The organism is Paraglaciecola arctica BSs20135 (assembly GCF_000314995.1).
Classification (GTDB): domain Bacteria; phylum Pseudomonadota; class Gammaproteobacteria; order Enterobacterales; family Alteromonadaceae; genus Paraglaciecola; species Paraglaciecola arctica.
This window is the reverse complement of record NZ_BAEO01000051.1, coordinates 129,382-153,984: the sequence shown is the minus strand read 5'-3', so window position 1 is coordinate 153,984 and position 24,603 is coordinate 129,382. Positions and strand designations below refer to the sequence as shown.

The 24,603-nt window shown below is 41.9% G+C and carries 13 protein-coding genes and 1 pseudogene; 5 read left to right on the top strand and 9 right to left on the bottom strand.

Features of this window, described 5'->3' with window-relative positions:
• Positions 1-74: 74 nt before the first annotated feature.
• Complete coding sequence (locus tag GARC_RS16435) at positions 75-2,726, bottom strand: TonB-dependent receptor (RefSeq protein ID WP_039989883.1); 2,652 nt, start codon at positions 2,724-2,726, stop codon at positions 75-77.
• A 451-nt stretch (positions 2,727-3,177) separates the two neighbouring features.
• Here GARC_RS16435 and GARC_RS16430 point away from each other — a divergent pair, with 451 nt between their 5' ends.
• The 5 genes and pseudogenes from GARC_RS16430 to GARC_RS16410 all read left to right on the top strand — a co-directional run.
• Entirely contained in the window at positions 3,178-4,851 is a 1,674-nt protein-coding gene (locus tag GARC_RS16430) for a sodium:solute symporter family protein (RefSeq protein WP_007622224.1), read from the top strand.
• Positions 4,852-4,853: 2 nt separating this feature from the next.
• Positions 4,854-7,133 carry an FAD-dependent oxidoreductase gene (locus GARC_RS16425; protein ID WP_007622223.1) on the top strand — a complete coding sequence of 760 codons (2,280 nt, stop codon included), beginning with the start codon at positions 4,854-4,856 and terminating at the stop codon, positions 7,131-7,133.
• Positions 7,114-9,111, top strand: coding sequence for a sialate O-acetylesterase (locus GARC_RS16420; RefSeq protein WP_052151517.1), 1,998 nt, complete (start codon positions 7,114-7,116; stop codon positions 9,109-9,111). The genes GARC_RS16425 and GARC_RS16420 overlap by 20 nt, the downstream gene beginning before the upstream one ends.
• A 14-nt stretch (positions 9,112-9,125) precedes the next feature.
• Entirely contained in the window at positions 9,126-9,944 is an 819-nt protein-coding gene (locus GARC_RS16415) for a hypothetical protein (RefSeq protein ID WP_007622218.1), read from the top strand.
• Between the two features lie 164 nt (positions 9,945-10,108).
• Positions 10,109-10,426 (top strand): annotated as a pseudogene (locus tag GARC_RS16410) (polysaccharide lyase family 7 protein); the annotation flags it as partial.
• A gap of 109 nt (positions 10,427-10,535) precedes the next feature.
• Here GARC_RS16410 and GARC_RS16405 read toward each other — a convergent pair.
• The 8 genes from GARC_RS16405 to GARC_RS16370 form a co-directional block, all read right to left on the bottom strand.
• Positions 10,536-13,142: a glycoside hydrolase family 97 catalytic domain-containing protein gene (locus GARC_RS16405; protein ID WP_007622216.1), complete on the bottom strand. Its 2,607-nt coding sequence runs from the start codon at positions 13,140-13,142 to the stop codon at positions 10,536-10,538.
• A gap of 188 nt (positions 13,143-13,330) precedes the next feature.
• Positions 13,331-15,583 (bottom strand): GH92 family glycosyl hydrolase, encoded by a 2,253-nt coding sequence (locus GARC_RS16400; protein WP_007622215.1) that lies wholly within the window; start codon positions 15,581-15,583, stop codon positions 13,331-13,333.
• The gene (locus GARC_RS16395) at positions 15,580-17,373 is read right to left on the bottom strand and encodes a sodium:solute symporter family protein (protein WP_007622207.1); all 1,794 of its coding nucleotides are present in this window, start codon (positions 17,371-17,373) and stop codon (positions 15,580-15,582) included. The genes GARC_RS16400 and GARC_RS16395 overlap by 4 nt, the downstream gene beginning before the upstream one ends.
• Complete coding sequence (locus tag GARC_RS16390; protein ID WP_007622205.1) at positions 17,373-19,955, bottom strand: beta-mannosidase; 2,583 nt, start codon at positions 19,953-19,955, stop codon at positions 17,373-17,375. The genes GARC_RS16395 and GARC_RS16390 overlap by 1 nt, the downstream gene beginning before the upstream one ends.
• A gap of 87 nt (positions 19,956-20,042) precedes the next feature.
• Positions 20,043-20,786, bottom strand: coding sequence for a copper homeostasis protein CutC (locus GARC_RS16385; RefSeq protein ID WP_007622203.1), 744 nt, complete (start codon positions 20,784-20,786; stop codon positions 20,043-20,045).
• Positions 20,787-20,789: 3 nt separating this feature from the next.
• Entirely contained in the window at positions 20,790-22,565 is a 1,776-nt protein-coding gene (locus tag GARC_RS16380) for an endo-beta-N-acetylglucosaminidase (protein ID WP_007622201.1), read from the bottom strand.
• Positions 22,562-23,545: a N(4)-(beta-N-acetylglucosaminyl)-L-asparaginase gene (locus tag GARC_RS16375; protein WP_007622190.1), complete on the bottom strand. Its 984-nt coding sequence runs from the start codon at positions 23,543-23,545 to the stop codon at positions 22,562-22,564. Before GARC_RS16375 ends, GARC_RS16380 begins: the two co-directional genes overlap by 4 nt.
• Positions 23,538-24,467 carry a BadF/BadG/BcrA/BcrD ATPase family protein gene (locus tag GARC_RS16370; RefSeq protein ID WP_007622188.1) on the bottom strand — a complete coding sequence of 310 codons (930 nt, stop codon included), beginning with the start codon at positions 24,465-24,467 and terminating at the stop codon, positions 23,538-23,540. Before GARC_RS16370 ends, GARC_RS16375 begins: the two co-directional genes overlap by 8 nt.
• Positions 24,468-24,603 lie beyond the last annotated feature (136 nt).

Below are 24,603 nucleotides of genomic sequence, written 5' to 3'. Positions count from 1 at the left end.
TAGAAAAGCAGCTAGGCAGTACTGCAAAATAAAATCACGCTGCCACAGAGTGGCAGCGTAAAAGACTATTAGTATTAGAAGTTAACCGACACACTCATTTTGTAAGTTGTGCCAAATTCGACATTACGTTGAATTGCTTCTTCGTATGCAGCATATTGTTTCTGTCTAGTATCAAGCAAGTTAACAGCTTGGAAATTTAGGCTGACATTATCGTTAATTTTGTAGTTAGCAGTAACGGCTAAGTCTTGATAACTTTTATAAAATACGCCGTTATCTCCAGCTCCTAAGTACCCCAAATAGTCATCACGCCAGTTGTAAGCAATCCTAACCCCAAAAGATTCAACTTCATAATAGGCGACCATATTAATATTATTTTCTGACAAACCTGGGATAGGTAAACTATTACCGCGGCCATCTTCAAAAGGTGTTTCGCTGTCTATGAATGAATAGGTTGCCATAATACCTGTGTCTTTAAGAAAGCTAGGTAAAGACGTAAACGCTTGTTGATACAACACTTCTAAGCCTTGGATTGTACCGCTTTCACCATTAATTGGCTGTTCAACAAACACTTGCTGACTATAGTTTGGTAAATCACGTGGCTGGATAGTATTCACAATAAAAGATTCAACGTCTTTATAAAACACGCCCGCAGACAAAATACTACTTTCACCAAAATACCATTCAGCAGCAAAGTCTAGCTGATTGATAATAAAGGGATCGAGCTCGGGGTTACCGCCGTTAGCGGTAAAATCCCCGCGAACAAAAATACCGCTGCTGAGATCTGAGGTATCAGGAAAAGTCAGGGTACGAGCAGCTCCAAAACGTAATACCAGATCGTCAGTTAGATCCATTTTAACGACAGCTGAAGGTAAAAATTCAGAATGTGACACTTTAGTTGTAAAAGGTGTGGCGACACCTGTAGCGACATCTTCAGAATGACCTTCTGAGGTTAAATCCCGTTGAACATAGCGTACCCCGAAGTTACCGGAAATATTATGACCGCCTAACTCGCTGGCAAAGTTTGCTTGAGTGTATAGAGCAACAATACCTTCCTTGATCTTATAGGAAGGTGAAAGATCGTGAGTCGTTGCACATTCAGCAGTGCCTGCAGCATCATAATAATCACTTAAAGTAGTACAGCCTTTCCACTTACTTTTATCCACGATCAAATATTGATCATTGACTGCTGGGCCATCACCAGAGAAGAAATTGTTATTGCTATACATAGTATAAATTTGTGGCAGATCGGTTAATGCAAAATTAGGTGTTATCGCTCGAGCCACATAATCATGACTGGTATCAAGGGTATTTGCTCGTCCACCAAAATTAACTGAGGTTAAAAAATCACCATCAAAAAAACGCGTGACATCGACTTTGGCAGCTGCATCGGTGGTTTCATTGTAAGAGGTATTATCGTAAACGATAGCTAGGTTTAGACCATCAGGCGATGTTAAATCAGCGTCACCAAAAGTGACATCGGGCGCGTCATCACCGGCTAACAAATCAAAATCAACTTCGGCACTTACTGCAGTTTGAAAACGCATAAAATCTTGCTGCGAATTAGAGGTTGAATCTGTGTAAGCAAACTCACCCGTTACTTCCCAATCATTGGCATACCACTTAAAGCCTAGTGCAGTACTTGCAAATTCCATATAAGCAGGCGCAAACTCGGTATTAGCTTGCACAGGCCGATTGACTGTACCCGAAGTTAATACGCCATTGTTTGAAATTTCGGTATTTTCATAACCACAGCAAGTCCAAAACCCAGTCCAGTAACGCTCCCGATCTGAGTCAACTTTGCTATAAAAAGTATCAAGATACAGTTCCAACGAATCAGAAGCTTGCCACTGCACCATGGCATTCAAACCAACCTTGTCGCGTTTGTCATTGATTTCCCAGTAACGTATATCGTTAAAAACTAGGGTTTCGTCAGCTGGGTCCGGAGTGACTGATGCGTCATAACTATAACCGGAGAAAGTATTCAGCCCTTCTTCTTGAAACGTGGCGCTAGAACTTGAAGCAGCAACCTGTATACCCAAAGTATTATCTAAAAAGGTATTTGAATAATAAGCAGATAGTTCTGAGCCATTATCTTCCGATAAATCATTGTAGGAACCGGTAGCGCTGGCCACAAATTTTTGGCCATCGTTATCTAAAGGACGGCGGGTTTTGATATTAACGATCCCACCCAAAGCACCTTCAATTTCGCTGGCGCTAGGTAATTTAGACACTTCCAAACTGGATACTAGGCTAGAAGGAATAAGTGATAACATACTATAAGACGAAGACTCTAAGGTATCAGGACCTTTATCACCGCGTCCACCGGCTGTGGTGACCTGGCGGCCATTAACCAAAATAACATTTTGGCTTAAGCCCCGGATTGAAATAGCACTACCTTCACCAATTCCTCGCTCTAACTGTACACCCGAAACACGCTGTAAAGATTCAGCAACATTAGCATCAGGCAATTTACCCATATCATCTGCCGAGATGGCATCAACAAACTGTACGCTGTCACGTTTAGTGGCTACCGCTTGGGTGAGCTGACTTCTAATACCAGTTACTTGGATAAGCTCTACATTTTCAGCACTTTTATCCGCTGCGATATCCGCTGCTGTTTGTTGCTCCTGTGCGTAGCCAGAAAACGCCAGCGCCAGTGTGCCCATGGTAATAAATGTTTTAGTTATTTTATTTAGTTTAAGAGTCTGTTTAGTCGACTTATTCATTTGTGCCCCCTTGATTAACAAGACAATACACCTGTTAGTGTAATGTAGTTTTTTACATGTCATTAGTATCTCACGGACATTTATAAATCTATAATAGATACATTACAAGCTTTTTTGTTTTATATTCTTTACATTTTTTACATTTACACAACTTTACTTATACTTTCCACAAAAACCACAAAAAACTTACAAACCCTATTTTAGTGGAGCTTCAGATAAATAAACGTAAAAACCATTCTAACAAAGCATTTGATAGATATTAAAATAACAACGCATTTACATTGACATGTTTCTAATAGTGATACATATTTGCGTTATTCGTATCGAGGTTAAGGTTTTATGACTAACCACAACATTAAGTTGCGCAGCTAAGGTTAAACCGATAGCACGCCAATTGCAGTGTATTGTCGTTATCATTGAGTCTTTGGCCCCATTATTTAAAAGAAACGTTATGAACCAATTTGATTACTACGTTGCTATCGCATTTGCGTTAGTTATTTTATTTTTAGGATTAATGTTCTCCCGCAGCGGTAAGAGTATGACTTCCTTTTTTGCCGCTGGTGGGGCTGTTCCCTGGTGGATCAGCGGGCTTTCGCTGTTCATGAGCTTTTTCTCGGTAGGCACTTTTGTCGTCTGGGGGTCTATCGCCTATAGCGATGGTTTGGTGGCTGTAGTTATTCAATCCACTATGGCCGTTGCCGGCATCATTATTGGTTGCATCATTGCTCCCGCTTGGAATAAAACACGGGCACTAACAGTTGCCGACTTTCTTACACATCGGGCAGGTAAGTCAGTGCAAAAAATCTATTCATCCGCTTTTCTGTTTATCAATTTGTTTACTGCTGGTGCATTTCTCTATCCGGTCGGCAAAATTATCGAAGTCTCTACAGGTATCCCTTTAAATGTGGCGATATTGGTGTTGGGTTTATTTGTTATTGCTTACACCACAGTAGGTGGACTTTGGGCTGTGCTAGTAACTGACGTTCTGCAATTTGTGGTACTGACCGCTGCAGTGTTGATTATTATTCCACTCGCGTTTGGTGAGGTGGGTGGCGTTAACACCTTTTTAAGCAAGTTACCCGATGGTTTTATGGCCTTACAAAATGAAAACTACAGTTGGATTTTTCTCATTGCATTTGTGATTTATAACACAGTTTTTATCGGTGGTAATTGGGCCTACGTACAGCGCTATACTAGTGTTGCAAAACCTAAAGATGCTAAAAAAGTAGGTTTATTATTTGGAGGTTTGTATTTAGTCGCGCCGATCATTTGGATGCTGCCGCCTATGATATATCGCGTGATCAATCCCGATTTATCGGGCACAGAAGCAGAAGAAGCTTACCTGCTTATGAGTAAACTGGTAGTGCCTGAAGGCCTGCTTGGTTTGATTCTAGCGGCTATGGTTTTTGCTACAGCTAGCTCAGTCAACACCGCCATCAATATCGCTGCGGGTGTTTTTACTAATGATTTATTCAAATCTATTAAGCCTAACTACCCAGCAGAGCGCTTAATGAAAGTGGCTAGGATCTCTACTTTTGTTTTTGGATTTTTGGCTATTGCAGTCGCTCTGGCGGTACAAAGCATGGGGGGAATTGTAGAGGTAGTGTTGAGTATTGCAGCTCTCACAGGTGCATCGCTTTATTTACCGCCTATCTGGGCTATTTTTTCTAAACGTCAAACCGGCAAAAGCCTACTGCTTACCACCATCTTTAGCTTACTAATTAATGCCTTCTTTAAATTTGTAACACCTAGCTTATTTGACCTTTCATTAAGCAGAGAGTGGGAAATGATGTTGGGCGTTATTACACCGGTAATATGGTTAATTGGATTTGAAATCTATTACTACCAGTCTCGCGGTAGTAACCCTGATTACGACAACTATATTGCATACCAATTGAGTCGCGAAACCCAAGAAACGTCCAATAGTGAAGTACAAGCAAGTGACAACGCTTACAGCAAAAAAATACTCAGTATTGGAATACTAGCCATAGGTATTCTTCTAATGGGTTTAGGCGCTGTAACCGATTCTGCCAATGCTGAGACGCTTGGTGTTGGACTTATCATTGCGCTACCGGCGCTGTGGTTTTTGTTAAAAACAAATAAAGTTATTTTAGGAGCAAAGTAATCATGTATCACGAACTAACCGAACCTCATGGCAGATCCTCAACCGTAGAAACGGTAAAGTCCGATCTTGTTGTTGTCGGGGGCGGTATCGCAGGAGTTTGTTGTGCTATATCAGCAGCACGGGCTGGTGTAAAAGTAAGTTTAGTGCAGGACCGTCCGGTATTAGGTGGAAATGCGTCAAGCGAAGTAAGACTCTGGGTCTTAGGGGCGACGTCTCACATGGGTAATAACAATCGCTGGTCACGTGAGGGTGGCATTATTGGCGAATTGTTATTGGAAAACCTGTTTCGTAATAAAGAAGGCAACGCACTTATTTTCGATACCATAATGTTGGAAAAAGTGGTGGAAGAAAAAAACATTACCTTGCTGTTAAATACCTCGGTGTTTGCAACACACAAAAATGCTGATAACAATATTTCCTCAGTAGAGGCGTTTTGCTCTCAAAATGGTAAGTTTTATGATCTGCGCGGAGAGTATTTTTGTGATGTCTCCGGGGATGGTATTGTCGCTTTTCAGGCTGGTGCAGAGTTTCGCATGGGCGCAGAAGCCGCAAGCGAGTTTTCTGAGAAAATGGCACCAGAACAGCCAGGCAAAGAGTTACTAGGTCACTCTATTTACTTTTACAGTAAAGACGCCGGCAAACCCGTGAAATATGTAGCACCGTCATTTGCATCAATAGATGGCATGACAGAAGATAGAATGAAGCGCATTCGCAGCCAAGATGTTGGGCCACGCTTGTGGTGGCTCGAATACGGTGGTAACAGCGATACCATAGGTGAATCAGAAGACATTAAATGGCAATTGTGGAAGGTAGTCTATGGGGTATGGGATTACATTAAAAACAGCGGTAAATTTGAAAATGTAGAAAACCTAACATTAGAATGGGTCGGTACTATTCCTGGTAAACGTGAAAGCCGTCGTTTTATTGGCCACTCGTTTATGACACAACAAGATGTAGTAACACAACAACCCTTTGATAATGCGATTTCCTTCGGTGGCTGGGCGATTGACCATCATCCTGGTGATGGCATCTACAGCGATAAACCACCCTGCACCCAATATCATACCAAAGGGGTTTATCAAATCCCTCTGGGATCTTTTATCAGTAAAGACATTGATAACCTATTTTTTGCAGGGCGCATTATTAGTGTTTCCCATATCGCATTTGGCTCAACTAGGGTGATGGCAACCTGTGGCCATGGTGGACAAGCCGTAGGTGAAGCCGTGGCTTATTGTTTGAGTCAGACTTGTAAACCAGCGCAATTACTGCAAGCTCCACATATTAAAAAGTTGCAACACAATCTCAATGAGAAAGGCCACTTTATCCCCAATGTGCCGATGCAGCCGCAATACAATCTGGCAAATAAAGCAACTATCAGTGCCTCTAGTGAACTGCAACTCAATGCTTTGCAAGATGATGGCCCTTGGCGACCTCTGAAGATCTCTGCAGGTCAATTATTACCGTTACAAAAAGACACTGCCTATCAATTTTCGGTCAAAGTACGGGTACTAAAAGACACCACACTTTATGCGCAATTGCGCCACAGTGAAAAAGTGACTAACTATACACCTGAGGTGATTCTTGCTCAGCAGAGCTTTATTTTGACCGCCGGAGAACATCTTCTAGACATAAACTTTGCTGAGACATTAGCAGAAGATCAATACGCCATGTTGTGCTTTTTAGCCAATCCTGACATTGAAATTGCCTGCACAAACAGTCGTATTTCTAGTCTGGTAGCGGTATTTAATGGCGTCAACAAGGCTGTGTCTAATAACGGTAAACAAATTGTTGAAGGGGATAAAGGCGTAGATGAATTTGAATTTTGGACACCTGAAAGACGTCCAGGTGGGCATAACCTTGCCCTAACAATCAATCCGCCACTTAATTGTTTTGCTACAACTAACCTGACAAATGGTTATACACGACCTTATCAACGCAGCAATGTCTGGTGTGCCGCATTAGACCAAACTGAAGCTGAATTAACACTTGAGTGGCAACAGCAGCAAAACATAAGTGAAATTATTTTGCACTTTGATGCTGATTTTGATCATGCCCTAGAATCAACTCTCTATGGACATCCAGAAGATCGCGTGCCCTTTTGTGTTGAACATTTTCAAATTCTAGATGCTCAAGGAGTCGTCTTGTATGAAAAAACCGATAATTATCAGGCGGTAGTTGACTGTGTTTTAACATCGCCTATTAGCAGTGACAAGCTGCGAATTAAACTATTAAAAACGCATAAAGATTGTCCAATAGCCCTTTATGAAGTCATTGTTAAATAGCAAAAGCACGCTTGCAGCCAGCGTAATACTGGCTGTATATCTGAGCATAGTATTGGCGGTATTTTCCGCTGATGCGAAGATCACCCTAGCCCCGCAGTTCGCCGATAATATGCTGTTGCCGCGGGATACTGTCAATATAGTGCAAGGTTATACTGACAGTCATGAGCGTATCAAGATCTCAGTGGATGGTGTTCAGCTGCAGACCATAGAGGTACAACAAGGCGCGTGGCAGTTTACATTACCGGTAACCGCCGCTGGCGGCCCGCATACTTTAAGCTTGCAAACCCAAAGCCAAATAATTGTGTTAAACAATATATTGTTTGGTGATCTGTGGCTCGCCTCTGGGCAATCTAATATGGAGTACACACTCGGTACGCCTGGCAGTGACTACCAGTCAGAAATCGCATCTGCTAACTTTCCACAAATCCGCCAGTTCAGAGTGGCTCGCAATGCCGCCTACCAAGGGCCTTTAACTACAGTCGCCAAAGGCCAATGGCTCACAGCCAAAGGCGAAGCATTAAAAGAGTTTTCTGCGGTGGGCTACTTTTTTGCGAAACACCTTCAAGAGCAAACTGGCGTACCTATAGGTATCATTAACAACGCTTATGCCGGTGCACGTATACAAGCTTGGGTAAGTGAGCAGGCGTTAGCTAACTACCCTGCAGAACTTAAACTAATAGCACGTAATAAATTAGCAAGTAATATCGAGCAATTAGTATCTGGGGATAAAGACCAACATCAACAATGGCAGCAAGCGTTGGCAGCTAGTGATCTTGGCTTACGCGATGGCTGGTTTACCGAACAACTAAACGACGACCAATGGCCACAACTCTCAGTACCCGGTTATTGGACCAATCAAGGGCAAGAGGCCTTTAGTGGCAGCATGTGGTTTAGGCGCTCATTTATGGTATCTGCTGAGCAAGCAGCCCAATCTGCGAGTCTCGAACTTGGCCGTATTGTTGATCAAGATGATGTATACATTAATGGACAACTAGTTGGCAGTACACCCTATCAATATCCACAACGTGTGTATGCACTAAGGGCTGGTGTACTTAAAGCTGGGCTCAATCAAATCAGCGTACGTGTTGTGTCCCATCATGTCAGTCACGCCGGCTTTGTGTCTGCTAAACCCTATCAACTGCGTTTTGATGATTCGCATATTGCACTCAGTGGATTGTGGCGATATCAGGTGGGTTACCGCATGTCTAGCCCTTTGCCAGCGCCCAGCTTTAAAACCAATGAACAACCCGCTGGATTATACAACGCCATGTTAGCGCCACTGGCTAACACCCAAATCAAAGGAATTATTTGGTATCAGGGGGAAAGTAATGCCGATGACCCAGCCATTTACCAACGTTTATTTCCGGCCATGATCACCAAGTGGCGAACCCTTTTTGCTCAGCCCAAATTACCTTTTTTGTATGTACAGTTGCCTAATTATTTAGATGCGCAACATGACCCAAGCATAGTTGGTTGGGCTGATATTCGAGCAGCTCAAACCAGTGGTCTCTCACTGCCCAATACCGCTATGGTGTCAGCGATTGACTTAGGGGAATGGAACGACATTCATCCCAAAGACAAAGCCACAGTAGGCAAACGTTTATCCAATGCTGCATTGCAAACAGTATACAACCAAGCCGATATGGCCTATCGAGGACCTGTATTAAACTGCGCAGAGCGAGTGAGTGATAACAAGATAAAAGTGCACAGTGAATTTTCCCCATTAGCGACCAGCGGCCCAGACAATAAAGTACAAGGTTTTGCCATCAGTGAAGATAACCTTAAATATCACTGGGTAGAAGGAGAATTGCACCCAAGTTATGTGTCACTGCAGGTGAAAAATTCCAACAATGTTGCTTATATCAGCTATGCATGGCAAAGCAATCCAACACGAGCTAATTTATCCAATAGTCATAAATTACCTGCTTACCCAGCAAAACTAAGGGTTACACCAAGCTGTAAAAACGTGAGTAAATAAAAAGAGGAAACACAATGTTCAGATTAAGGATTTTATGGGGCGTTTTGGCTGCTCTGATATTTACTTGCAACAGCATAGCAGAGCCAAACAAATTATCACCAACAGTGACATCTGTTGATGCCCCGGCTAAGGTACTTTTTATTGGAAATAGTTATAGTTATTACAACAATGGCATCGCCACAATGTACAGTAATCTTCTCAGAACATCTGGCTTGTGGCGCAACGGTGAATTTGGCACTCGCCAGAAAACCATTTCAGGGGGGCGCCTTGCTGAACACCTTGCCGGAATTAGCGAATTACTCACATTACCCAACACTCAGTCTTGGGATGTGGTGATATTGCAGGAATATAGTAATGGCCCCATAAAAAACAGCAAAAGTATTAAAGAGTTTCAACAAAGTAGCGGCGAGCTTGCAAAGATAATTCGCGAACACGATGCCACCCCTGTATTTTTTATGACCTGGGCCTACAACGGCAATCAAGCCATGGTGCAGCAACTACGTGATGCCTATGTGACACAGGCCAATAAACTGAATATGTTAGTGGTACCGGTTGGCCTGGCCTTTGCTGCTAGCCAAGAAAAGTTTCCGGCTATTGAACTGTATAACAAAGATGTACAAGGGCTTGATGAACAAGGTCAGGTCGTTTATTCAGCCATAGAGAAACATCCGAGCTTAGCTGGCTCCTATCTGGCAGCTTGTGTTTTTTACGCCACGCTGCAAGGTAAACCACCGGCTGGGATAAGCTATACCGCAGGTTTATCACAGGAACAAGCCAGACAATTACAAGACCTGGGGTGGCAAACAAGTCAACAGTTCTTAAAAAATCTTTGATGTACAACAGACGCCATAACACTATTTACAAAATCACCGCAGGTTCATATTGTCGCTGCTCTACAGGCAATATAAGAGATTACCAATTATTATTTGGACTGGAATTTTACTACAATCATCTCTACTTAACGTTTTCATTCTATATACGTAGAGATAACAAAATAATGAACAAAGCCCGAATCAAGAAGATTGTGTTATCCAGTGCCATAATCCCCTTATCAGTAACGCTTTTAGTGGCATGCTCGGGAGTTGGCAGCAGCACTACGACAACCAATTCATCAACCAATAAAGCGATGATGCCTGCATCTAAATTTGATTTATCTCACTGGAAGATCACCCTCCCAGAAGATTTAGATAATGACGGTAAAATTGACGAGATTAGCGTAGAGGACATTCAAAACTATGCGCATCCCGACTTTTTCTATCTAGATGAAAACGGCGGTATGGTATTTGTAGCTCCCAACAAAGCCATTACCTCAGCATATTTACAAAGCCACCCATCTTAACTTTTTAGTTATTTACGCTGGGTGTCTTGTTAATTGCTTTTGCAAAATGATGAGATATTCATTTGGGAATGTTTTCCATTGGCCGTCAATGTACTTGAATTTCATCAGAAAAAATAAATGATTCTTGGCCTGGGCGGATATGCCAATCAGGTAGAGCATTAATATTTTTTGCTGTCACTTTAATGTAACGTACTGGTTGCGCGGAAAATGATGCACTAAAGTTTTTGATTTGAAAATCGGGCTGCCCTTTTTGTGTGCTGTATTCTGATTGACCTACTGTCAGATAATTATGGCCATCAGTGGATATCTGAAAATGCACTTCACTAGGTAGTAGTATTGAATGCAAAATACTTTGTAGAAACCCAATATCAATTTGTTTAACAAGTTGCTGTTGTTGGAGGTCAATTGTTACATCTAAATCTTGCATTCTGTAACCTTGCCACAGTGTTTTGTAGTCAGGGTTACCGCGTATGCCATCCACTAAAGCTGACATGCCTCCACCTGAATAGCCGGCATCATATTCGGTATTCAGTATTATTTCTTTATTAACCGCTAAGTGTTGTACTTTATTAATTTCGCCATAACGACTGCCTTGCTCAAACTCTGCAAATCGTCCTTTAACTTGTTGCTGGTAATCTCTAATTTGCGGTAAATGCAATTGATTAGCGGCGGTAATCGGTTCGATGGCGATTGCTTGCCCACCACCACTAGTCATAACGGCTGGTATCACATCGCCTTTTTTAACTAAAACTTGAGTGATCTCTATCGCCGTCGGATTGTTAACAAAGTCGGTGTCTTTGGCATCTGCATATATAGTGGCAATATACTCTTGCCCTTGGCCTAAAAAGTGAAGAGGGATAGATAATTCTCTCGGGTCTTCATCAGTCATGCTGCCTATAAACCAACTATTGTTATTACGCCTGACAATTGTTAGAAAATCACCAATTTCTGCGTTAATAACCAATGTTTCATCCCAATCAGTTGGGACTTTTTCGATAAAGGTAAAAGCCGCTTGGTTTTGATAATTTTCAATCATGTCAGAGGCCATTTGCATGGGACTATACAGAGTGACAAAGTGGGCAAGTTGCCGCGCTAAGGTGGTGTGCACCCTGTATTGCTTTTGTGGGTCAAACTGAATGTTGAATATGCCAGGTGTATAGTCCATTGGACCAGCTAACAATCTTGTAAAAGGTAACATTAATGTATGCTCTGGTGAGTTACCATCACTCCAGCCATTCCACTCCATGCCACGACCTGCTTCCCGTGTCATCATATTAGGGTATGTGCGGCGAATGCCCGTTGGTTTGATCGGTTCGTGTACATTGAGCATGATTTTGTATTTGGCTGCTAACTCAAGCACCATACGATAATGGTTGACCATTTGTTGGCCGTGGTGATGTACACCTTCAGGTGTCATTTTCCCTGCATAACCTGTTTTTATGGCCGTCACGCCCATCTGGTTATACAACTGAAAGGCTTGTTCTATCTGTTCTTCATACATGGGGATGTTGCCACCAGTTTCATGGTGTCCGATTAAGTCTACCCCTTTTGATTTTGCGTATTCGGTGACTGCTTTTAAGTCAAAATCGTCATAAGCTTGCGTAAAATCTTGAACATTAAGACCCGTATGCCAAGTTTCCCATCCTTTATTCCATCCTTCTACCAACACCCCTTTGATCCCGTGGCTACTGGCAAAATCGATATATTCTTTGGTATTAGCCGTTGTTGCTCCATGTTTAGGGCCTGCTTCCCATGTGTATTGACGCATATGCATGCCCCACCAAATGCCGATGTATTTCATCGGGGTAATCCAAGAGGCATTTTCTAGCATGTTAGCTTCGTTGAGGTTTTCAATTAGGTCAGAAGTAATCAGGTCGCCTGCAGTTTTAGCTAACTGTATAGTGCGCCATGGCGTTTGAAATGGGGTTTGACCTTTTACTTTTATACCATCAGGCCAAGGCACTAAATCACTTACCAAAGTATTGTTTAGAACACTTTTTTTCAGCGTCATCCCCGCATAGTTAGTCAGTGCGGCTTCATGGATACTGATAAAAGTACCTTCTTCATTTTGCATGGTAATAGGAGTGTTAACCGCTTCTACTTTGGACAATGGTGTTTCACGATATTGCGATTCGTAACTTTCAAAATCTTGGGGTATCCACCAACTGGTTGGGTCGCCGACCAGAGAAAATTCAGTGTTTTCTGAGGTTATTTCAAATTGTTGCAAGTTAGGTTGTTCTGGTAGCTGGTAGCGAAACCCAAGACCATCGTTAAATACCCTAAATTCGATGATAAGTTGGCGCTGTAGGCTACTTTTCTCATCCAAGGTGATTGTGAGTTGTTGGTAGTGATTTAACGCTGTTTTAGATTGCCCCCATGGGCGTTGCCACTGTTCTTTGAACTCGCTGATGACTGTGTCCGTCACCTGTAAATTGTTTTTTAGTGGCTCTTGATCATTAAAATCAAACCCTAGCGCTGAATAACTTATTATTTCTACGTTTTGGTTAAATACGCGATAGTGAGGTTTGCCGCTAATAACTTTAAATTCGAGCCTAATGCCAGAGTCTGGAGAACTAACAGTTGCGTACTGTTTTTCATTATCGTTGAGGAGCAACCCAGCACTCAGTAAAACGATAGATAATATTACTAATAAACCCCAGATTTTGAGGGTTTTGCTTGATTGGTTCGTCATGGTATTTCCATTCACACATTTTGCAGTTGATAAAATATACAAAACAGCATGATTAAATAATATGCCGTGATGACACGGCATATAAACTAGAGGTTGTCCTACTCGTAGCCCCCTCGTTGAGGGGGCCTAAATCGGCCATTTAGTTTTGAGATGCTACATCTTGATAACGTGCACCTTGGTAAAATAGATTAAAACTCGAAGACCAATTCACCGCCTGCTAGTAAATCTTTATGACTTAAGCTGTGAAGATCAGTGATTGTGCCGTTTAGTCTAATTTGCTTCACATAAGGCGTGGCAGCAGAGCGTGAACCTTGTTGTTTAACACTGAATACCTTGCCATTTTCAAGTTGGATATCCACTTGTTGAAACTCTGGCGTGCCAAACACATATTCACCAGAAAAAGGATTCATTGGATAAAAGCCAATCGCACTAAACACATACCAAGCTGACATTTGACCTAAGTCATCATTGCCTGCCAAACCATCAACATGGTTACGATACATAGTGTCGCGAATTTCAATAATGCGATTTTCGCCTTTCCATTTCTGATTGGCATAGCTGTACATATAAGGCACGTGGTGCACAGGTTCATTACCATGAGCATACTGACCAATCAGGCCAGAAATATCCGGTGAAACAACAGATCCTTCCATTTCAGAACTCATACTAAATAAGGTATCTAGTTTTTCTACAAATGGTTTTTCCCCGCCAAATAACTCGATTAAACCTTCTACATCATGAGGGGCAAACCAAGTGTATTGCCAAGCATTGGCTTCGGTATAGTCAGTGTTGCGGTGATCAACATAGGTGGGTCTGAAGTTTTTTACCCAGTCGCCATTTTTGTCTTTGCCGCGCATTAAGCTGGTGTTTTTATCGAACAATATTTTGTATGCATTTGCTCGCTGACTGAAATATTCGTATTCGTCATCTTTGCCTAAGCTTTTGGCTAAAGCAGCAATGGCTGCATCATCAAAGGCATACTCTAGGGTTTTCGACACTGCTTCGACTTCAAGTTCAGAAGGGATATATCCATATTCGCGGAAAGTGTCGACACCAAATTGATTTTGCATGGCTGAGGCTTTAACCGCAGCAAATATTCTTTCGGGATCGGCATCTGTTAAGCCTTTTAAATAAGCATCGACAATAACGGGCACTGCATGGTAACCAATCATCACATCCGTATCGTTTGACATCAGATCCCAGGTTGGCAATAAACCTGTTTCATCATAAAAAGCTAACAAAGATTCAACCATGTCATGCACACGTCCACCATCACTAATAGTGAGCAAGGGGTGTAGTGCTCGAAACGTATCCCATAAAGAAAACAGGGTATAACGCTTAAAATCCTGACTGTTGTGACTTGAGCCATCGGCACCAAAATATTGACCGTCTACATCATTGAATGTTTGAGGTGCTAAAAAGGAATGGTAAAGGGCAGTATAAAACTTGGTTTTGGTTTCTTCGTTAGGATCAGTGACTTTAAACTTGTTTAGTTGTTTGGCCCACAAATTTTCTGCGGACTGCTTGATGCTATCAAAATCAAAGTCTTTTACTTCTGCAGCTAGATTTTTTTCTGCACCTTTAATGCTAGTGTAAGACAAGCCAACTTTAGCCACTAAGGGTTTATTTGAGAGGTCGCCGAAGTTTAAAACTACCTCAGTTTTAGGCCGATTGATGGTGTCACCTTTTATGGGTGCGCTACCAAAAAAAGGTTTGCCCTCTAAATAATACTGGTGCGTAAAAGGGCGATTAAATTTGGCAACAAAATAGGTGGGTTGAAAGTCAGACCAGCCAGTTGAGATCCTATAACCCACTAAAGTTGTGTCATCTACCACGCGCATAAAGGTCGAAACGGCTTTGTCATAGTTCTGGGCGTACCCCAAATCAATCAGTACTTTAGCTGACTCATAACCTGAGAACTGATATCTATGCATACCTGTGCGTTCAGTAGCTGTCAGTTCAACACTGACGTTTTCTTCAGGTAGTACAACTGAATAATAACCAGGGCTCGCGGTTTCTTGGTCATGGCTATAGGTGCTGACAACACGTTTTAGCTCATTGTCGAGGCGTTTTTGATAGTCTCCGCGAAACGGCATCACTAATATATCCAGTAGATCGCCTACGCCTGTTCCTGACAAATGAGTATGACTAAAACCTAACAGCTGATTGTCCGAATAATGATAACCAGAAGTCCAGTCCCAACCTTTAGAAGGATTATCCGGACTAAGTTGCACCATACCAAAAGGCACTACTGCGCCAGGAAAGGTATGTCCATGGCCGCCAGTACCGATAAAAGGGTTGACGTATTCTAGATTTTCTAAAGAAGTTGCCTTGTCCTTCACAACAGCGCTTTTAACCGCGTTAGTTGACTCATTTGCACAACCTGTTGCACCTAATACTAGCGATACTACTAGACAACCCTTTACTACTGTTTTAATCATGATTCTTCCAACTTATCTAACCAATTTTTCTTTAAAAACCAAGTGGTAACTGCCATTACTGCAAATGCACCTAACATTGGCCACCACTGCTGTACCACTAAATAAATAGGCATAATGACTAAGGTCAATTGCCAAATTGTGCCTACTACTACGTTAATACTGTCGCGACCAAAATTACTGTCATCAATAAAACTTGGATCTTGTTGTATCACTTTGTTGCGTATAGGTGTCCAAAATCCCCAAGGTCTAACTTGACGATAAAATTGACATAACACTTCGTCCGATTCTGCTGGAGTCATTAGTGTTCCCACAACAGAACCCACTAAACCCGCCAATAGAAGTAAAGGAAATGCCATCAGAGGTTGCACATCAGGCAACACTAAGGGCAATACAAGTGAGCCAATTAGTCCAGCCAACATGCCCCAAAAATATCCATAGGCATTAAAGCGCCACCAATGCCACTTGAGCAAGTTAGCGGCAGCATAACCACCAAATAACGCGGCAAATATCCACTGCATAATTTCATTAATACTCTCTAACATTAGGCCTAAACACACCCCAATAATGACTAGTAAACAAGAAACTAAATAACTCATTTTTATCAAGGTTGCGTTGTCCGCGTTAGGTTTGAAATAACGTTTGAAGATGTCGTTAACTATATACACGGGTGCGGCGTTTACCGAGGCAGCAAATGTCGACATAAAGGCCGCGAGTAATCCGGCAATCAATAAGCCTGTTAAACCAACAGGTACAAAATTATTGATGGCATAAGGTAAAATTTGTTCAAAATCAAAGTGTTCACCTTGAGCCTGAATGTCGGGTCCCATATACACTAGCGCCAATACTGATAAACCTGTGACCATCATATAACGAGGAAAAAACATCACTAAAGAAACCAAACCACTCATTTTTGCGGCTTCTTTGGGGGTTTTAGTGGCCAAAATTCGTTGCATATCATAGTTAGGTACAGGCCCCGCCATACTGGATAGAATGCCTTTGAACAACATCATCATCACCATTAATCCAAACAATTCCATGCCATCGTTTTGGATCTTGTCATTCACACTATCTATCACACCAGTCCAGTTTAGGTCTAAATGCCAACTAAAAAACAAGTTGCCCCAGCCTTCGGGCGTAGCCGCTGCAATTTGCTCAGGACTCACGGCATAAATCGCAATAACGCCCACAGCAACCGCTGCTATAGTCATAATGACAAACTGTAATACTTCAGTGAACACCACGCTGTACATGCCACCTTTGACTACATATATAGTGGTAACAGCAAAAATGATGAGCGCATAAACGTCAGGTGATATATCCCAGGGAAAGAATATTTCAGCAAATTTACCTATACCTTTAAACGAATAAGCGATAAAACCAATAGCACTGACTACAGCAAAAATGACTACAATTAAGTGACACATCTCTGCCCCTTTACCACTGCCAAAGCGGGTTTTAAGCCATTCTGCACCGGTCAATACATTGGAACGCCTTAACCACACCGATAAGTACACCATCAAAAATATTTGGTTGAATATTGGCCATATCCAAGGTAACCACGCGCCTTTAAGTCCATACACAAAACACATTGAAACTAGCCACATTGTGCCTGCAATATCGAACATGCCTGACGCGTTAGATACACCTAACGCCCACCAAGGGATACGTTTACCAGCCAAAAAGTAGCTGTCTAAGTCGGTACTGGCTCGTTTCGAAATATATAAACCAAGCAGCAACACAGAGCTCAAATATAGAGCAATAATAACAATATCAATCCAACTCAAATTCATTAACTGCATCCCACTCTGAAACTATTCGCCTGACTTAGTTGTTCAGTAAAACTGTCATACAGAGACATATAAGTAAGTTGCTCTATTAAAGACTCAACATTGTATGATTCACTATTAGCTAAAGAAACGCTCACAATTTTTGTTTGGCCGGGTATTAGGTCAAAAAAGTTATCACTAAAGTTCGCCGTTTCTAAAGGAATATCTAAGTAAACTTGACGCAAAACCTGTGAGGCTGAAAGGGTTAACTGCAATTCATTGTGTTGTATTTTTCCAACAATATTGAGCGGTGTTGGTTGTAACAGCAGCTGTTTATTTGGCACAAAGAAATAAGCATTATCACAATAACAATGTGTTCCGTCTAAGGTGCTGACTTTAGCAATAAACACACTTTGCGTCATATCAATTTTGCCTAATAACTGAGTTGTAGGCGCACTAAATACTTGTTGGCTAGTATTCGCTTTAACTTGTATTTCTTGTGCATCAGACCAAAGTGATTTTCCAGAAAAATCCACAATAGCTAATTCAAGCTGCCCAGTAAAAGCAGTCAGTTGGTCTGATACTAAGTTAATCGTTAAAGTCTGTTCATCATGGTTAATCACTAACACTTGTTCGGCGAAACTACGTTTGGCTTGATAATGTAAAGCTTTCCATTTTCCATAATAATCAATACCTGACCAAGATGCGGCCGGCCAAGTGTCATTTAACTGCCAATACAAAGTTCCCATACAAAATGGCATGGCTTGCCTATGGGCTTCAAAGGCTAATTTTAAGCCTAGAGCCTGTTGCACTTGGCTAATATAAAGCAAACTTTCAAAGTTTTTAGGTGACTTAAACTCTTGTTCTAAATAACTATTAATTAAGTTATTTCCCCTTGGGTGTTTTTGATGTATTTGCATCACTGCAGAACCCAAATGCTGCTCTTGTTCAGCAGTGAATTTTTGCACCGATGAAAGTAAAGGAAATGACTGAAAGCCATATTCGCTCATAAAACGAGGAATACGTTTTTGATATTCACTAAAGGGCTCTTCACCATGCCAAACTCCCCAATAATGATGATTACCAATATGATCTTCATCAGACTCCCAAGATCCTATGGGTGACGAACGTAAATAAAAACGTTGCGGGTCATGCTCTAAAACGGCTTCCCGCAGGCAGCTTTCGAATAACTTTTTATAGTCAGTTTTTAAGCGCTCAAACAGTGGTTCGCTGTAACCAAACTTTTCTGGCCAATCCCAATCTTTGATGGCCATATCAACTTCATTATTTCCGCACCAAAGTGCGATACATGGATGATTACGTAAGCGGCGAATATTGTAACTGGCTTCTTGTTGCACATTTTTTATAAAGGCATCGTCAGCCGGATACAAAGTGCAGGCAAACATAAAGTCTTGCCAGATTAAAATGCCATGTTCATCGGCTAACTGATAGAAATGGTCGTCTTGATACACACCGCCGCCCCACACCCGTAACATATTCATATTGGCTTGTTGGGTTGCAGCAAAAAACGCTTGGTGTTTTTCTGGAGTCACTCGATGGATGAAACTATCAGCTGGAATGTAATTGGCGCCTTTCATAAACACTCTATGACCATTTACTTTTAGATAAAAACATTCACCATCAGGGTCTTTTTCATTAACCACTTCGAGTGTTCTTAAACCCACTTTTTGTTCGAGTGAAGAAACAACCTGTCCATTAGACACAAGTTCAAATGTGAAGTGATATAAAAACGCTTCTCCCAAACCATTGGGCCACCATTTTTGGGGAGCGTCGAGACTAAAATTGATAGCAACTAAGGTGTTTTTTTGATGATCTTTAACTGCGGGTATAGTTAAGTCTACAACCTGATTGAGTTCAGGAGCTTGTTTGCACTTAATATGCATTTGCCCTTCAAATTTTTCCATGGCAGCGGTTTCAAGCTGAAACGAAAACTCAGCAAGCTCATCCGATAGATGTTGGATACTGAAATAAAGATCTTCAATCTTTGCTGGTGCCACTGGCTGTAGATAAATATCTCGCCAAATACCAGATGTGACAAACCTCGGCCCCCAATCCCAACCAAAATGGCAGGGCGCTTTACGGCAATAAACACTGAGTTTTTCTTCAGATTTGTCATTTTCTGCCGGATAGGCATAACCCGCAGCTAAGTATTGTGGCATGGTTTCTTTAATGGGCGAGCGAAAGCGAATTTCAATTAAATTCTGGCCTACTTTTAGCTGGTTTTTACAACTAAATTTGTGACCAATAAACATATTGCAGCTATCAGCAACTTTAGCGCCATTGATAAAGATTTCACAAAAGGTATCTAAACCTTCTGCCACCAATTGCATTTGACTGTGCGCTAGCGCTTCTTCATCTAGCTCAAAATATTTCCGATAGTGCCAATTTTCTTGTTCGATCCACTGTAAATTAGTTTCATTGTCGCGATTAAAGGGATCGTCAATCAAACCGTTAGCTAACAAATCGGTAAAGTTACAGCCAGGCACTGAAGCCGGTAGCCAAGTGTCATGTCCTTGTTGTTTGAATTGCCATTCGCCATTTAAGAGATATTGACAAGCATGTAGAGACTGGGTTTTGTTAATCATATTTTCTGCTTCGTCAAATTAGATATCATAGTGTTTTGTTATGGCTTTCTGTCAAAAAGCCGCCTTTCAATGTTTGGTTAAATATAATTAAGCGTTATTTGCCGCACTGCATAACAGGGCCACTTTGCTTTCGCTTACTAGGCCATCAGTTAATACACCTGAATAAGCATGTAAGGATAAGCAGTTGCTCGATTCATTTTTGATTGGTTTTTGTTGTGCCACAATCAAGGCAGCATTTTGAGGGGTTATTCCACCGCAACAGATAATTTCGAGCTCGCCTTGTGCTGCCCGTAGATAATTTGAAAAAACTTCTGCATTATCTGTAGCCAGACTGGGCTGTCCCCATTTTCCAGCAGCTGTCAGCACTCGTGTTACACCTAAGGCTTTTAGTTGTGCTAAACCGGCAAGGGGGTCGCTTAAGACGTCAAAAGCTCTGTGGCAAGTGACTTCTAAGCCATTTTCTGTGGCTAGTTCGACTAAAGACTGCATATCAGTGATCGCCAGCTCAGTTTCTGTGGCATCAAGCAGTCCAAATACCACGCCCTTGGCACCGAACTTAGCAGCAGCAATAATGCTGCTGCGCATTTGTTGTATTTCTTGTAGGGAGTAATAAAAACCACCTTTCCTTGGACGGATCATGACCATCAGCGCTTGTGCGTCAGTTAACACTGAGCTGGCGAGTTCTATTGCAGAATAACTAGGAGTTAAGCCGTCTTCTTGCATATTGCCGCACAACTCAACACGTTTTGCGCCACCATTTATTGCTGCTAATACTTGCCTTTCAAGCATGGGCAAGTTGTCGCTGCTGATACAGATTTCGATATTGACCATAACTTAATACACCGCCAACTTACCGATTTTCACACTCACTGCTCGACCAGCATTTGGGGTCAACAGCAAGCCAACTTGGGTGATCTTTTCTGGCTTTTTGTTGGGTACAACAAAGTGATAACTTTGCCATTCACCTTGGTTAGACTTAGCTTGTTTGTTCTTCAATTTGTAAACCAACATTTCCCCTTTATCTGTTGTGGTATATACAGACAAGTCAGCAGTGTCTCCTTGCGCAACAATTTCTATATTTTTGATATCTTGAGTCTGAACATTGGTAGAAAATAGTGGAATGATGGTTTTTCCAGATCCCGATTGCCCCTCAATACTTAACGCGCTTCCACCTTGATAGGCTTGCTCAAAACTATAATAAGGTTGCATGCTGGAATTAGTATCTTCATCTATCACCGCAAACTGCCAAGTAGGTAATAAACTCTGCTTGTTTATATTGGTCCAAGGGCCACTTTTAGCTTGGCCTTGCTCAAACCAAAACTTGCCTTGCCCAGTATTAAAATGGGTCACTAAAGGCAAACTAGTAATGACTGATTTAGCCGCTAAGTAACTATCCATTCCCGACCAACCCTGTTTATCCTTTCTCGCACTGTTTAAGTCATCACCACTGAACAAACGCTGCTCGGTTGCGTAAAAACTTCGATAGTCATCGGGATTGGTTTTAAATTGACTAAATGCCGGCGTATGAGATTCACCATCGAAATTAAAATTTAGATTGGGGGCAAATAAGGCTATCGAAGATAATGCCTCGCCCGTTTCTGGATCAAATAACCAATCAAGCCATTGACTGCGACTAAAAGAACGCTGAGCATTTCTGCTAGGCCATAAATCCGCACCAAAATACACATCAAAAGGTGAGCGCTTCAGGGCTTTGACGCGTTTATGGGAATTAAGCACCATTTCTTTATTCCACCAATAGTTAACAAAGATAGCGTCGGCGCTGGGCACTGCTGCTTGCAGAAAATCCTGGTTGTTTGCATTGATTTCGTTTTGCCATTTCACTTGGCCATTGCGTAACATTGCGTCGTACCAGTGAATTTCCATTCCCTGGGGGGCAATTGCTGTTAAGTACTGCATAAATTGCAGCATTTTTTCGCCAAGCTCTGCGCCACGTTTGGGATTGGATTGCCCTTTTATTAGTTGGTTGTTTTCATCTTTGACGGCAGTTAAATTGGTTTCTTGGTTCATCAGCCAACCATCAAAACCATAATAATTGGCGATTTCAACCAATCGATGAGCAAACACAAATCGCCCTTGTGGATCTTGCTCTAAAAAAGTTTCTGCTGTATCTGGATTGCCGCCCCATTGAGCGACAGCTAAGAAGATAGAACCTATAACTTTGACGCCATTTTTGTGTGCAGTGTCGACCCATGGTTTAGCGGGGATCTGAACCGTATGATCGGCAGTGCCAGCAAACCAATTCAGCACATCAATTTGCGCCCAATGGGTAAAGTTGTACAAGTTAAACTTAGGCTGAGTCTGCAAATAATTACCGAAATTATTCATACCGTCTGGGGCATATAATACTTTGGCGCGGGTGTCTAAATTTGACATTTCCCCATGGAGTTGGGCATCTATTCGTCTAGCTAAAGCTATGCTTGAAACGTTTTCGGCTGAGGCGAATTGACTTTTGGGAGTCCAGTTTCTGGCCTGCTCGAGGGTAAGTGCAAAAGGCGCGGCATTAGCCGTTATTTCTGCCGTTGTTTCTGCCGAGATTGGTTGGCAGAGCAAAGTTAACAACCCAAAGATAGTGACACAAGGTTTTCTCATGCTTTGTTTTCCAACAAATTTTTTGCATCGATTAATTGTTCACCTTGCGCATCCCGCACTGCATAATTAAAACCAGACTGGATACAAAACGCACCGTATTCTCCTTGTTTATTCAAAGCCAAAAAGCCAACTTGGAATTGCTCAAAATCATCCAATTTGTTAGCGATACGTTGCACTGCTTGTCTGCACGCTTCTTGTGGGGACGCACCTTGACGCATAAGTTCTACCACTAGATGGCAACCTACGGTTTTCATCATCAGCTCACCCATACCTGTGGCAGTAGCCGCGCCCACTTCATTGTCTACATACAAACCTGCACCTATTATTGGCGAGTCGCCTACCCGACCAGGCAACTTGTATGCAGCACCACTAGTAGTACAAGCACCAGATAAATTGCCTTTGTTATCCAAAGCCAACATGCCTATAGTGTCGTGATTTTCGATATTAATGAGTTTTTTTGCCTGGCCTGAACTCAGCCAATTTTGCCAATCTAACTTAGATTCTTCGGTGAGTAAGTTTTCTTCAATAAAACCCTGTTGTTTGGCAAATTGTTGCGCACCTTCACCTACCAGCATGACATGAGGAGTATCATCCATGACTTTTCGGGCAACTGAAATTGGGTGTTTAATGTTCTGTAAATAAGCCACCGAGCCACAGTTCATATTTTCATCCATGATGCAGGCGTCTAATGTGACTTTACCGCTGCTATCTGGATAACCACCTAAGCCGACTGTTCTCACTTTAGGATCAGCTTCAGGAATGCGCACCCCAGTTTCTACAGCATCAATCGCACGACCGTTGTTAGTTAATACTTGCCATGCTGCTTCATTAGCGGCTAAGCCGTGCTGCCAAGTGGATACCACTATAGGTTTCTGGGGCTTTTTGATGTTTTTAGCCGAAACGGAACTGATATTTGAAAATACCAATCCCAATGCACTGCCTATGGCAGATAATTTTAAAAAATCTCTTCTGTTAGCCATTGATTACCGCCATTTGTTGTTGTGCTAATAACATTGCACCGTATTCCGGTGAAAATTTGGGTTCGACTACATGCAGTCTTAATTCAGGGTCAAGCCATTTTTGGATCTGTGGTGCGACTCCGCCAACAAAGGCAATTGAATGCACCCCTCCTGCAAGAAAGCGTCTAATGACACTATTAATAAAATCAGCACCTTGCTTAATCAAACTAATAGCGAGTTCATCGCCATTATCTGCATGACTGAAGACTAAAGGTGCAAACTTAGCGAATTCAAAAGACTGGGCATTATTGAGACGAGTAGCCAGTGCAATGACATCCTCTGCAGCAAATACAGCTTGGGTCATGGATGTATATGGCCCTACTTGATCTTTATCTAGAAGTACTGCCTTTATGGCTTCCAGTCCAAACCAACTACCACTACATGTGGCATTGATAGGAAAACCATAACCACCAATAGACATTTGTTTACCATCGACCATAGCAAGTGCACTAAAGCCAGTACCTAAAATGATAACTGCGCCATTTTTTTGCTGGTGCGCACCTAATACAGCAGCGTGTATATCAGTAGTAAAATGTAGGAATTTGAATGGATGCTGCCACTGCCCCATACTTTCTTGCATTGCAGGAAGATGTAACCCGGCTAATCCAGCACCAACAATTAATTGGCTAGGCTGACACTTAATCTTTGCATGCTCGATAGCCTGAGCAATAGCATTGTTAATGGAGGTTTTTGTTTGTTCAAGGCCATTAACGGGATTAGCAGAACCACTTACCCCAGTTCCAAGTAATTGTTTATCTGTATTGTAAATATTGGCTCTACATTTTGTTCCACCTCCATCTATACCGACCAAATAAGTAGGCTTGGGCGAGTTGGAGTCTGTATCTGTGGTGGTGTGTTTCAAAGGAATTGCTTCATCCGTCATTAGGTTAATCTTTTGGTCTATTTTCTATCATTTGAGCAGATTAGTTGGTTTTTATCACTGAACTAATTCTGGTATTGGCCTATAAAAAACATGTGGAATTCTTAATCCCCTACTCAAGTTATTATGATTTAGAAAA